The sequence below is a fragment of the Dongia sp. genome, assembly GCF_041906375.1.
Lineage (GTDB): Bacteria > Pseudomonadota > Alphaproteobacteria > Dongiales > Dongiaceae > Dongia.
On record NZ_JAYRJJ010000001.1, the window covers coordinates 466,349 to 479,551 of the forward strand.

The window sequence follows — 13,203 nt, forward strand, 5'->3', positions numbered from 1 at the left end:
ACCTGCCGATTACAAAGACATTGTTAATGTTACGGAATAATTTCCGCCTTGCTGCGGCGCAGCATTGCGCTCGGAGCTCATTGCGCCGGCGGGATCGGCGCTGCCTTCGGCTTCCCGCGCCAGACCACGACGGCAAGCCCGGCCAGGATGATGGACCCGCCCAGCACGATGCTTTCCGACAGTTTCTCGCCCAATTGCCAGGTGGCGGTCACGACCCCGAAGACCGGCATCAGGAGCGTGAAGGGCGTCAGTTCGTCGACGCGGTGGCGCATCAGCAGCCAGTACCAGATCGAATAGGGAAGCGCGAAACCGAAGGCGGCAATGCCCAGCACGCCGAGCCATCCCTGCAGCGGAATGGCCTCGATGGTGGGAAGCAGCGTCCCATGTTCCAGCACCAGCGCCGCCACGATCATCTGCGGTGTCGCATAGCGGGCAATGGCGGCATAGAGCGCGGTGCCGTGATCCTTGGCGACGATCGGAATGAAGGCCTGCGTCGTCGCCCAGGAGGTGACGCAGACCAGCATGGCGAGGATGCCGAGATAGTCCGAGGTGGCATCCGGTTTCCCCACCACCACGATCACGCCGACAAGGCAGAGCAGGGCGCCGATGCCGTTCTTCACATTCGGCTTGTCACGCCCCAGCACCCAGGAGGCGATGATGGCGATCGGCACGGACAGCTGCATCAGCAGCACCGCCATGGATGCGGGCAGCAGCATCAACGCGTAATAGACCGCGGTGCTCTGCAGGGTGCCGCCGAAGAAGGCGAGCAGGAAGAGTGTCTTTCGCGGCGTCTTGGCGCGCGGATAGAAGGGGCTCAGCAGCAGCGCCACGGTCCCGTAGACGATGGTCACCAGCAGCACCGGCGAGAACCAGCTCTCGACTGCGGGTTTGGCCAGCGTATAGATCGGCCCCCAGAGGATCTGGATAAAGACGGCCAGCGCGATGTGAAGGAAAGGCATGGGAAATCCGGTTCCGGCGGCAGAAATGCCACAGCTGCCGAGAAATGCTGCAGCTCTCTGGGCGGCACTCTGCCCGGAAGTGCCGGGGCCCGCAAGATGGCCCCGCTATCCACGTTATCCACAGGCTTTCGCGTCTTGTTCCACCCGCCCGGCGCGGATAGAGTCCGACCGATTCGCCGTTGCCCGATCACGGCAACCGCCCGCGCCCCTTTAGGAGAGTTCCATGGCCGATTCCGGTGGCATTGCTGCTGACCACCTCAAATCCTTCATCGAGCGCATCGAGCGCCTCGAGGAGGAAAAGGCCGCCATCGCCAACGATGTGAAGGAAGTCTATGCCGAGGCCAAGGGCACCGGCTTCGACACCAAGATCATGCGCCAGATCATCCGTCTCAGGAAAATGGAACCCAACGACCGCGCCGAGCAGGAAGAACTGCTCGACATCTACATGCGCGCTGTCGGCATGGTCGTCTGAGCGCAACTCCCCCTAACTCCTGACAGATAGAGTGCGTCATGCCCGGGCTTGACCCGGGCATTCATTTTCTCCGGCAGCACTGGATCCCCGGGTCAGGCCCGGGGATGACGATTGATTTAACCTACCGGCCCGGCATGGTGGCACGCCACCATGTGATCCTTCCCGGCCGACACCAGTTCCGGCATCGCCTGGGCGCAGATCTCGGTGGCCTTCGGGCAGCGCGTGCGGAACGGGCAGCCTGAGGGCGGATTGAGCGGCGACGGCAGATCGCCTTTGAGCACGATGCGCGTCTTGTTGCGCTCGATATCCGGGTCCGGCACCGGGACAGCCGAATTCAAGGCCTGGGTATAGGGATGGAGCGGGTTGTTGTAGAGCGAATCCCGGTCGGCGATTTCCATCACCTTGCCGAGATAAAGCACCATCACCCGGTGGCTGATATGCCGCACGATGGCGAGATTGTGGGAGATGAAGATGAGCGACATGCCCATCTCCTTCTGCAGATCCATCAGCAGGTTGACGATCTGCGCCTGGATCGATACGTCGAGCGCAGAGACCGGCTCGTCGCAGACGATGAGGCGCGGATTGTTGATGATGGCGCGGGCGATGCCGATGCGCTGGCATTGTCCGCCCGAAAATTCATGCGGATAGCGGTTGACCTGGTTGGGCAGCAGCCCGACCTTGGTCATCATCGCCTTGACCTTTGCCTTCACCTCGTTGGCCGAGAGATTGGGCTGAAAGGTGGTGAGCGGCTCGGCGATGATCTGTCCGACCGTCATGCGCGGGTTGAGGCTCGCCAGCGGGTCCTGGAAGATGATCTGCATCTCGCGCCGCAAGTTTCGCATGGCGTCCGGCTCGAGCTTGGCGAGATCCTGCCCCAACCATACCGTGCGCCCGCCGCGCAAGGGCAACAGGCGCAGGACAGCGCGGCCGAGCGTCGACTTGCCGCAACCGGATTCGCCCACCAGGCCCAGGGTTTCGCCAGGCTTCAGGTCAAAGGAGACGCCGTCCACCGCCTTGACGACGGCGGACGAGCCGCCACCGAACAGGCTCTTGCGGCCGACGTCGAAATGGACCTTGAGGTCATTAACGGAAAGCAAAGGCGCACTCATGCCACCACCCCGATCTTCGGCTTGTTCGCCATGCCCAGTTCCTCGAGATGACAGGCCTTGGCCCTGAAAAACCCGTCGGGCCCGGCTTCACCGGTCTCGCGCAAGAGCGGTCGCTCTGCAGCGCAGCGGTCGAAAGCATAAGGGCAACGTTCACGGAAGGTGCAGCCGCTGGGCAGGCTCTGCAGGTTGGGTGGCTGGCCGCCGATCGTGTCCAGGCGCGTCAGGCCATGCGCATCGAGCCGCGGCATGGATTTGAGCAGCCCCTCGGTATAGGGATGCTGCGGCCGCTTGAAGATGTCGCGGACACTGCCTTCCTCGGCGATCGCCCCCGCATACATCACCATCACCCGGTCCGCCAATCCGGCGATGACGCCGAGATCGTGGGTGATGAGGGCGATGGCCATGCCGGTGTCGCGCCGGAGCTGCGAGAGCAGTTCCAGAATCTGCGCCTGCACCGTCACATCAAGCGCGGTGGTGGGTTCATCGGCGATCAGCAGTTCGGGGCCGCATAGCAGCGCCATGGCGATCATCACGCGCTGGCGCATGCCGCCGGAGAATTCATGCGGATGCATGCCGATACGCCGCCGGGCTTCCGGGATCTGCACCTGGTCGAGCACGCGGATCGACGCCTCGGCCGCTTCCGCCTCTGTCATGCCCTTATGCGTCATCAGCACTTCGGTCATCTGCCGGCGTACCGTGAGGTAAGGATTGAGCGAGGTCATCGGATCCTGAAAGATCATCGACATGCGGGCGCCGCGGATCTTGTTCAGTTCCGCGGTGGGGACGTTCAGGATCTCGGTGCCCGCCACCTTGACGGAGCCCGTGGCCCTTCCGTTGCTGGCGAGGAGCCCCATGATCGACATGAAGATCTGGCTCTTGCCGGAGCCGGATTCACCGACGATGCCCAGTGTTTCCCCGCGCCGGATGCTGAAGGAAACGTCGTTGACCGCCTTCACATCGCCTTCCGGCGTCCAGAAAGCGGTGTTGAGCTTGGTAACTTCGAGAACATTGCTCATGGCGCTCCTCACCGGTCCTTGGGGTCCAGCGCATCGCGCAGACCGTCACCGACGAAGTTGAGGGCGAGCAAGGTCACCACCATCATGGCGCTGGGAAAAACGACGGCCCAGGGCGCGATATCCATCGACCTGGCTCCTTCGCCGATCAGCATGCCCCAGGACGAATTCGGCTCCTGCACACCCATGCCAAGAAAGGCAAGGAAGCTCTCGGTCAGAATGACGGCTGGTACCGTCAACGTCATATAGACGACGACCGGGCCAAGGCAGTTGGGAATGATGTGCCGCGTGATGATGCGCCAATTGGAAACCCCGCTGGCATGGGCCGCCTCGATGAACTCCTTGCGCCGGATGCTGATCGTCTGACCGCGGACAATGCGGGCCATGTCCAGCCAGCTCACCATGCCGATGGCTACATAGATCAGGACCATGTCGCGCCCAAAGACGACGGTCAGCAGGATGACGAAGAAGACGAACGGGATGGAGTAGAGGATGTCGACGATGCGCATCATGATGTTGTCGGTGCGCCCGCCGATGAAGCCGGCGGTGGCACCCCACAACGTGCCGATAACGAGGCTCACCATTGTTGCCACGAAACCGACGATCAGCGAAACCTGTCCGCCATACAGCGTCCGCACGAACAGGTCGCGCCCGTTCTGATCGGTGCCGAAATAATAGCCCAATTCGAAATTGGGCGGGATGCTCAGCGTCTCCAGCGACCAATCCACTTCTTCCGGATCGTGGAGCCCGAAATAGGGGGCGCCAAAACATGCGATCGTGACGAAGATCAGGATGAACAGGCCGGTAACGGCGGCCTTGTTGTGCGAGAAGCGGCGATAGGCGTCGGCCCAAAGGCTTCGGCCTTTGACCTCCGGCTGGGCGGCGAATGTCGCGATGTCAGTCATAGCGCACCTTCGGGTCGAGGAGGCCGTAGCAGAGATCCGCCAGCAGGTTGCAGATGATGACGAGCGCCCCGAACAGGATGGTGACACCCAGTACCAGCGTGTAATCGCGATTGATCGCCGCTTGCACGAAGTAGCGGCCGATTCCCGGAATGCTGAAGATCTGCTCGACGATGACCGAACCGGTGACGATGTTGGCAATGGCCGGACCCATATAGGAGACGACGGGCATCAAAGCGGCCCGGATGGCATGGCGCGTCAGCGTGACGATTTCCGGCAGGCCCTTGGCTCGGGCGGTGCGCACGAAATTGCTGCGCAGGACTTCCAGCATCGAGCCGCGCGTCAGCCGCGTGAACGCCGCGATCTGCGGAATCGCCAGCGCGATAATGGGCAGGATCCAGTTGGATGGCTTTCCCCAGCCACCGACGGGCAACCAATGCAGCATCAAGCCAAAGACGAGGGTCATGATTGGCGCAATGACGAAGTTGGGTATGGCGATGCCCAGCATCGCCGTACCCACACTCAAATAGTCGACCCAGGTATTTTGTCGGAGCGCGGACCAAATGCCCAGCGACACGCCGACGACCAAAGCGATGGCGATTGCCGAAAGACCGAGGGCGAGCGAGGTCGGGAAGCCCTGCCAGATCAGTTCGGAAACCGTGAAATCCTTGTATTTGAACGAGGGGCCGAAATCGCCCTGGGCGAGGTTGCCGATATAGCGCAGGAATTGCTGCGGCAACGGCTCATCAAGGTGATATTGCTGGATGAGCTTGGCCTCGACTTCGGCCGGAACCTTGCGTTCCTTGTCGAACGGGCCACCGGGCGCCATGCGCACCATGAAAAAAGATACCGCCAGGATGATGAAGAGGGTCGGTATCGCGCCTAGCAGGCGCCGGATTGTGTAATTGAGCATAACAGCCGCCTCCCATCGGTGCCGAAACTCGGTGCCGAGGCGCATCGGGTCAAAGAAAAACGACCCGATGGCATGATGCCATCGGGTCGCCGATCACGCAATCTTACTCCGCGAGGGAGATGAAGCGTGCCAGGTGGAAGTCGAGGATGTTGTATTCCCAACCCGCGACTTTCTTCGACACCATATGCTGCGACGTATAGTGATAGATCGGGATCATGGCGTAGTCGTTGAGGAAGATCTGCTCCGCGTCATGGAACATCTGCATGCGCTTGGCTGCGTCCGTTTCCGTGCCGGTGGCCTTCACCAACTCGTCATATTTGGGGTTGTTGTAGCCGGCATCGTTGCGTTCGCCGGCATCCGACAGGAACATATCCGCGAAGTTGATGGGATCGTCGTAATCGGCGATCCAGGCCGCGCGGGCGACGTCGAACTGCTTCTTGTCGCGGGTCTCGAGATAGACCTTCCATTCCTCGTTGCGCAGCGTGGCGTCGACGCCGATCTGCTTCCACATGCTTTGCACCGCGACGGCGATCTTCTTGTGGTTCTCGCTGGTGTTGTAGAGCAGTTCGACCTTCAGCGGGTTGGATTTGTTGTAGCCATGCTTCTCAAGCAGTTTCTTGGCCTCTTCCAGGCGCTGCTTCTGCGGCATGTCCTTGAAGTCCACGAAGGCCTGCTTGTAGTTCGACATCGGCGGTTCCCACGAATAGGCCGGGGCTTCGCCGCCCTGCGTGATCTTGGAAACCAGGACCTCGCGGTTGACGCCGAGCGAAAGCGCCTTGCGGAGATCCGGCTGCGCGCCCAGCGGCTCGCGGGTCAGGTTGACCACGTAGTAATAGGTGCCGAGATAGGGCGTGTTCTTGAACTCGTCGGCGAAGTTCTTCTCAAGGTCCGGAATCTGCTCGGACGGGGCGTCATAGGTGACGTCAAGTTCGCCGGCCTTGAAACGCTTCAGCTCTTCGGCGAGGTCTTCGGTCGGATACATAACGACCTTGTCGACCTTCACATTGGTGGCGTCCCAATAGTTCGGGTTCTTCACATAGGTGAGCGACGCCTGCGGCGTCCATTCGGTCAGCTGGTAGGCGCCGTTGCTGACGATATTGCCGGGCTTCGTCCAGTCGTCCTTGAACTTCTCGACGGTCGCCTTGTGCACCGGGTAGGAAATCGGGTGGCGCAGCAGGCCAAGGAAATAGGGGGTTGGGCCGGTCAGCGTGACCTTCAGCGTATGATCGTCGACGGCTTCGGCGCCGATCTTGGAGAAGTCCTTTTCCTCGCCCTTGCGGATGGCGGCGGCGTTGACGATGACGTCAAGGATCGGCGCGTAATCGGCGGCGGTCTCGGGGTTCACGGCATCCTGGAAGCCGAACACGAAATCGGCGGCGGTCACGGGATCGCCATTCGACCACTTGGCGTTCTTGCGCAGGTGGAAGGTGTAGGTCTTGCCGTCATCGCTGATTTCCCAGCTTTCGGCAGCGCCGGGGATGATGTCGCCGTTCGGCGCATAGGTGGTGAGGCCTTCAAAGATGTCGGCTTCGATGTTGGCTTCGGTGACGCCGGTCGATTTGTGCGGATTGATCGTCTCGGGCTCGGCGCCGTTGCCACGGTGGAATACCATCTCGGCCTGCGCCAGCGCGGTGCTGGTCATCAGTGCCGCAACGGTCATGGCCGGCAGCACCAGCCTTTTCATTACCTTGTTCATGTGTGGAAACCTCCTCTGTCATGCAAAAGCTTGAGAACGCAATCGACGCTGCATGACTTGCAGGCTTGATCGCCTGTCAGTTGCCGCACCTGGCCCTCAGCTGGCGTCATCTTTCTTCAACAATTGTCATGGTTCAATAGAAATAGCTGATTTCACGCGGCTTTTAGCGTGTCGGGCCCAATTGAAGGGGGCCACTTTTGTTCTCGATTGTCGGGGCTTTTACAGGCGATCCGCGTATCATGCCTGCGCTTCGCCGGGGCTGGCCAAGGTCGGGACCCAGAGTGCCGGGCAGCCATGAACATCGGCGCAATTGGTAAACGCTTGTAAGACTATTTAAGGTCAGGCCGCCGGCTCTGTGGGCTCCGGTTCCTGGGGCGCCGGGGCGGGTTCGGCAGGGCCCAAGGGGGCTGCATCCTCACTTTCGGTGAGTGCTTCACGGGCCGATTCGCGACGCCAGCGGGCGATGATGGAGCTCGCCTGGGTCGCTTCCGTGCGATCGAAGAAGTCGAGCGCCTGGCCGAGATCGGCCGCACCGATGCCGCCGGCCTTGGTGCGGAGCTTGCGCATCAGCAGGTAGATCTGTGCGAACTCATCGCGCCGGAGGCCGATCGCCCGGGCGATGAAGGCGATGCTGTCGCCGCCATTCTCGTTGATGAGCTTGCGCACCAGTCCCATGCGCAGATTGGCAAGATGCGCCACCTGCGCCTGGAAGAGCGCCAGGTTGCCGGCACGCAGCGCACTGATCATCGAGCTTGGCGTCAGTTCGATCTCGCCGCCGTCTTCGGTGGTTGCTTGTGGTGCCGGTGCCTCCGGCAGGGGCATCGCCTTTTGGCCATAGACTGGCTGCTGTGGCGAAGCGACCATGGCATCGAACAGGAAACGCGTGTTCAACGTCTCGCATATCTCTGGGTCGGCCCAGGTCATCATATCTTCGGCAATGCTCTCCGGCAGTTCGCGCCGCTCCGCCAGCAGGCGCTGCAAGGGAACATCAGTCATCGCCACAAGGGCAGCCGATGAGAGTGCCGGAATGGAGAAGGGCGCTTCCGGGTCGCCGAGCAGGCGGCGCAGAATTTCCGGATCTTCCAGCCGCGCCAGCGCATCGACGACAGCGATGGTCGGCCCCTTGCGCGTGGCGATGGTGGCGGCGTGGCTCACGCCCTTGCTCTCGATGACCGCAATGAGGTCGCTGGGCTCCAGCCGGTTGCCGGAGAAAAGAACGGGCGAGGCGATCTCGATCTCGTCCTCGGCAAAGACGCGCAGCAATTCCGGCTCGGCCAGGGTGGAGCCTGCCATTTCATAGGCGAGTTCCATGCGCGCTTCCGCCAAGGTCTTGGGGCGCAGCAGCCGCAGGATCTCGGCCAGCATGACCTTTTCCTTGGGCTTCATGATGGCGCCGCGGCGCCAGAAGAGGCGGGCGAGCAGGGCGAACATCTTCGAGCGGCCGACCGGCGACTTGTCGCGGGCCACTTGCGCCAGTTCACTGAGATCGAATCCCTCGCTCACGCCCCGACCACTCCCGACTCAACGCCAGCCGAGCTTCATTGGTACCCCGGGTCCCGGGGCGGGTAAAGTTTTTCGGGTTTTGGCCGTGCCCGGCCTACTTCACCGGCGTCAGGTGATTGCCGTCGATGACGCGGGCGGCGGGCAGGGTGACGATGGCGCGGGTGCCTTCGCCGAGCGTGCTTTCGAGGTGGAGATCGCCGCCATGCAGCTTGGCAAGGCCCAGTGACAGCGTGAGGCCCAGGCCCGTCCCTTCATATTTGCGGTTGAGGCCGGCATCGGCCTGCGAGAAGGGGTGCATCACGCGGTCGATGTCCTCGGTGGCGATGCCGATACCGGTATCGCTGACGCATAGGACCAGATCACCGCTCCGCGCCACGCTGGCGCTCAGGGTGATGCGGCCGCCACGCGGCGTGAACTTCACGGCATTGGCGAGCAGGTTGGCAAGGATCTGCTTCAGCTTGCGCTTGTCGGCATGGACCCGCGGCAGGCGCGCCGGCAGATCGACGCGTAGATCCAGCCCTTGCGCCTGCAGGCGTTCCTGGATGAGCCGTGCGACGGCGTCGAACAGCTCTTCGATGTTGCAGGCGCTCTCATTGATCTCGGCCTGGCCGTTCTCGATCCTGGAGACGTCGAGGATATCGTTGATGATGCCCATCAGGTTGATGGCGCTGCCGTGGATGTCGCGCACATAGGAACGGTATTCCGGGTTTTCGACCGGCCCCAGCAGGCCCATGCGCATCACGTCGGCAAAGCCGATGATGGCATTGAGCGGCGTCATCAGCTCATGGCTCATATTGGCGAGGAACTGGCTCTTGGCGCGGTTGGCGGTCTCGGCCGATTCCTTGGCGGCGCGCAGGTTTTCCTCGCGCCGAGTCAGTTCGGTGATATCCGAGGCGGCGCCGCGATAGCCGGTCAAGGCGCCTGAGGCCGGATCGAAGACGGGCAGCGCGCTCATCAGGAAGAGCTTGCGCTTGCCGGTGGCGTCCTCGGCATCGAACGGCAGATCGCGGAAGGGCGAGAGTTTCTGCAGGCGCCGCTGCAGATTGGCGCGCAAGGCGTCCGACGCGACCAGGTCGAGGAGGTTCCGCCCGATGATCTGCTGCGGCACCATGCCCAAAGCACCGACCACGCGCTGCGTTACCAGCCTGATGTTGAGTGCTGCATCCGTTTCCCACATCCAGTCGGAGGAAAGGCGGATGAAATCCATATGCCGGTCGAGCGCCTGGGCGGTCTCGTCCTGGCCGTTGCGGCCGTCCTGCAGCAGGGTGAACAGGCCGCCGAAGCCCGTGAGGGTGCCGCCCGCCTCATTGATCGGCTCGAAGCGCGCACGCAGGCGCTGCACGCTGCCGCCAGCCGCAAAATCCCAGTCGCGGAACACGGTCGTGCGGCGCAGGTCGATTTCTTCGGCGATCTCCGCAAGACGCAGCCTTTCGCCGATGATGCCGCCATCGATGCGCGTCTCGGCGATGCGGCGGCAGGAGGCGTTGGCCCAGGTGATCTGTCCCTTCGGGTCGCACATCATCATGGCCGGGCCGAATTCGACCAGTTCCTGGCGGAAAAGATCGTTGAGGCGCGCGGGCGAAGGGGTTGCTTCATTGGCCGGGCTCGCCACCTTGGGGGCGTTTACCGTGGCCGGGTGCGATACGAAGCTGGGCGCCAGGGGTGTTACTTTATTCATGCGCTTTTCTTCTCCTGGCCTTCTTCGATCGAGCGAATGGCAAACAGGTAATCAGGATCGCGCCGCCAGCGCGTCAGCACGGTGTCGGCCGCCGCCAGCGACAGGCGGTCGAAGAATTCGAGCGCGCGACCGAGATCGGCCGGCGCAAAGCTCGCGTGTCCCGTGCGGGCGCGCCGCGTGAGCAGGAAGATGGTGGCGAATTCCTCGCGGTTGAGCCCCATGCCCCGGACCGCCACGGCCAGCCCCTGGCCGCCGGGTTCATAGGCAATGCGGTTGATGAGTCTGAGGCGCAGCCCGCTCATCTCGGCGAACATCGCCTCGAACAATTGCACCTCGCCCTTGCGCAGGGTCTGCAGCAGCAGGCGCGGGGTCAATTGCCGGTCGGCGCCAAGGGCGCGGGCCAGCACGTCGGCGGCGCTGTCGGCCTCGGCTTCGGCGACGGCCTCGTGCACTTCCTGCTTCACCACCGGCTCGAGCCGGTCGTCGAGCGTTGCCGGATCGATATCGAAGCGCGTCAGCAGGGCCTGACGCAGGGCTGCTGCCACCCAATAGACCATGCGGCGGGCAAGTGCCGGCGGCAGATCGCGCCGGCGCACCAGCGGTTCCTGGAATTCGTCGACCGCCTTCGACTGCTCGACCAGATAGGCCAGCGTCGTGCGCGAGATATTGGCGTCCTGGTTTTCAAGGAGGGTGCGGATGACGTCGCGATCGCCGGTCTCGACCAACGCATCCGAGACCGCGCTGCTGAGATCGCGGCGCATGGCGACGGTGAGGATATGCTGGCGCGAACGGTGGCGGATCACTTCGATGAGGTCGATGTCCTGCAGCACCGCCGAGCGCAGCAGGATCGGCGTCGCCACATCTATATCGTCATTGGCGAGCAATGTCGCCAGCTCGCGCGGCAGGCCCGGCGCATCAGCGAGGCGCAGCGCCAGCTTGCGCTTCACGTCGCGCGCCACTTCGCCGATCAGCTTTTCCAGAATGTCGAGCATCAGCGCGCGTTCCTGCGCGCTCAGAATGTCATTCCGGTCGTGGAACAGGTCGCCCATGACAGCAAAGAGCTCGGCCCGCCCTTCGTCGGAGCGGAGCCGCGCCAGTGCCAGCAATTGCTCGCCGTCGATGCTGTCGTTTGCCATCACCGTGCTGCAACGGATTTTTGGGTGCCTCACATACTATGGCACACCCAACCCCATCCTGCGCAGTTCCCCCGAAAAGCCCCGAATATGCGAGGCTAAGATCGGGGAATGGTTAAAGTCAACCTAATTTGAGAAGTTTGCCCTCTAGATGTATGATTCGTAAGAGAATTTTTTTGACTAAAATGCCAGATAACCACTATATCAATGTTTGTCAGCGTTCCGCAGGACTAAATGCTGTGGGTTTTAGACAAAGTGACGGTTTCGGGTCAGGTTTCACTTTCTTCGCTTGCCCAGCGGTCCCAGACCATGGCGAACAATTTTCTTCCCATTGAAAGGAGTGTGCGCCAGCGCACTGCCGCTATCCCCCGGTTCGCGCTAGATTAGAACCATGTCTACGCAAAGGCGCGTTCAGTCCTTTATATGCCTGCTGGCCGGCATCCTGCTGCTGGCGGTGCTCTCCGCTCACGCCCGGCCGGCACTGGCCGAGCCGCGCATCGCATTGGTCATCGGCAACGGCAAATACGGCAGCAATATCGGCAGCCTCATCAATCCGCCCAATGACGCCGCCTTGATGGCCGACCGTTTGAGCCATCTCGGTTTCAAGGTCACCAAGCTGGTCAATGGCGATCAGAAGGCGATGAAGCGTGCCATCTCCGCCTTCGGGCAGCAGCTGACCGCCGCCGGCCCCGATGCTGTCGGCCTCTTCTTCTATGCAGGCCATGGCGTCCAGGTCGACGGCGCCAATTACCTCATCCCCGTGGGTGCGGCGATCAATGCCGAGGCCGATGTCGATCTCGAAGCCGTCTCGGCCGAAACCGTGCTGAAGCAGATGGAGTTCGCCGGCACAAGGGTCAACATCGTCATCCTCGATGCCTGCCGCAACAACCCGCTGCCGCGGTCGATGCGGTCGGCCGGTCGCGGTCTGGCGCGCATGGATGCGCCGACCGGTAGTTTCATCGGCTATTCGACCGCCCCCGGCAATGTCGCCAATGACGGCGACGGCAAGAACTCGCCTTACACGACGGCGCTCGCCGCTGAAATGGCCAAGCCCGGTATCGCCATCGAAGAAGCTTTCCGCAATGTCCGCGTGAAGGTGATGGCCAGCACCGAATCCCAGCAGGTGCCCTGGGAATCCTCGTCTCTCACCGGCGCCTTCTTCTTCCAGCCGCAGGGTGGAGCAGCACCGGATGTGGCCGCGGCCCCCGCGTCGGCCCCGTCGGCGGTACCCAGCGCCAAGGAGAAGACCTATTGGGACAGCGTCAAGGACAGCAAGGACGCCAGCGATTTCAAAGCCTATCTCACCCGCTATCCCGATGGCTTCTATGCCGAGGTGGCGCAGGACCGGATCGCGCGCTATGGCAGTGCTGCGGCGGTGCCCCAGCAATCGGCTGAACGCAATACCCAGGCCGAAACCCAGACCCCGCCTGCGGCTGCCGAGCCAGTGACCGAGCCGGTGACCGAGGTTGCCGCCCTGCCGCCCGAACCCGAACCGGCGCAGCCTTCAAATGCCGGCGGCGGCCTGCAGCTTTCCGCCAAGGTGAGCGGACAGCTCAAGGCCTATCTGTCGAAGCTGCAGAACCGCAACGGCGCCTTTGCCGTTTCGCCGGACGGCCAGTTCTCCGGCTCCTTCACCTGCGAGGAAGTGGCCCAATGTGTACCTGGCAAGAAGGGCCAGCGGCAGAATACCGACCCGCGCTATCCGCAGAATGCGGCGCTGCAGAAATGCGCCGGCGTCTCGAAGCAGGAATGTGTCATCGTGCTGATACGCGGTGATCAGAAGCAGCCCTATTCCCTGGCCAGCGAATAGCCGATCTAGGATCAA

The 13,203-nt window shown here is 62.5% G+C and carries 11 protein-coding genes; 2 read left to right on the forward strand and 9 right to left on the reverse strand.

Annotated elements, in window-relative coordinates:
• Positions 1–77: 77 nt before the first annotated feature.
• Positions 78–959, reverse strand: coding sequence for a DMT family transporter (locus ACE3OA_RS02160; RefSeq protein WP_374307353.1), 882 nt, complete (start codon positions 957–959; stop codon positions 78–80).
• A gap of 223 nt (positions 960–1,182) precedes the next feature.
• Between ACE3OA_RS02160 and ACE3OA_RS02165 the strand changes: the two genes are divergently transcribed.
• On the forward strand, positions 1,183–1,431 hold the full coding sequence (locus ACE3OA_RS02165; protein ID WP_374307355.1) for a DUF2312 domain-containing protein: 249 nt from the start codon (positions 1,183–1,185) through the stop codon (positions 1,429–1,431).
• Between the two features lie 116 nt (positions 1,432–1,547).
• Here ACE3OA_RS02165 and ACE3OA_RS02170 read toward each other — a convergent pair whose 3' ends face one another.
• From ACE3OA_RS02170 to ACE3OA_RS02205, 8 genes are all read right to left on the reverse strand, one after another.
• The gene (locus tag ACE3OA_RS02170) at positions 1,548–2,540 is read right to left on the reverse strand and encodes an ABC transporter ATP-binding protein (protein WP_374307357.1); all 993 of its coding nucleotides are present in this window, start codon (positions 2,538–2,540) and stop codon (positions 1,548–1,550) included.
• On the reverse strand, positions 2,537–3,556 hold the full coding sequence (locus tag ACE3OA_RS02175) for an ABC transporter ATP-binding protein (protein ID WP_374307359.1): 1,020 nt from the start codon (positions 3,554–3,556) through the stop codon (positions 2,537–2,539). The genes ACE3OA_RS02170 and ACE3OA_RS02175 overlap by 4 nt, the downstream gene beginning before the upstream one ends.
• Positions 3,557–3,564: 8 nt before the next feature.
• A complete protein-coding gene (locus tag ACE3OA_RS02180) occupies positions 3,565–4,458 on the reverse strand; it encodes an ABC transporter permease subunit (RefSeq protein WP_374307361.1) in 894 nt (297 codons plus the stop codon).
• Positions 4,451–5,368, reverse strand: coding sequence for an oligopeptide ABC transporter permease OppB (oppB, locus tag ACE3OA_RS02185; RefSeq protein WP_374307363.1), 918 nt, complete (start codon positions 5,366–5,368; stop codon positions 4,451–4,453). The genes ACE3OA_RS02180 and oppB overlap by 8 nt, the downstream gene beginning before the upstream one ends.
• 103 nt (positions 5,369–5,471) lie before the next feature.
• Entirely contained in the window at positions 5,472–7,064 is a 1,593-nt protein-coding gene (locus ACE3OA_RS02190) for a peptide ABC transporter substrate-binding protein (protein WP_374307365.1), read from the reverse strand.
• Between the two features lie 339 nt (positions 7,065–7,403).
• Positions 7,404–8,567, reverse strand: coding sequence for a DUF2336 domain-containing protein (locus tag ACE3OA_RS02195; protein WP_374307367.1), 1,164 nt, complete (start codon positions 8,565–8,567; stop codon positions 7,404–7,406).
• 94 nt (positions 8,568–8,661) lie between these two features.
• Complete coding sequence (locus ACE3OA_RS02200; RefSeq protein ID WP_374307369.1) at positions 8,662–10,245, reverse strand: ATP-binding protein; 1,584 nt, start codon at positions 10,243–10,245, stop codon at positions 8,662–8,664.
• On the reverse strand, positions 10,242–11,381 hold the full coding sequence (locus tag ACE3OA_RS02205; RefSeq protein ID WP_374307371.1) for a DUF2336 domain-containing protein: 1,140 nt from the start codon (positions 11,379–11,381) through the stop codon (positions 10,242–10,244). The genes ACE3OA_RS02200 and ACE3OA_RS02205 overlap by 4 nt, the downstream gene beginning before the upstream one ends.
• A gap of 388 nt (positions 11,382–11,769) precedes the next feature.
• Here ACE3OA_RS02205 and ACE3OA_RS02210 point away from each other — a divergent pair, with 388 nt between their 5' ends.
• The gene (locus ACE3OA_RS02210; protein ID WP_374307373.1) at positions 11,770–13,188 is read left to right on the forward strand and encodes a caspase family protein; all 1,419 of its coding nucleotides are present in this window, start codon (positions 11,770–11,772) and stop codon (positions 13,186–13,188) included.
• Positions 13,189–13,203 lie beyond the last annotated feature (15 nt).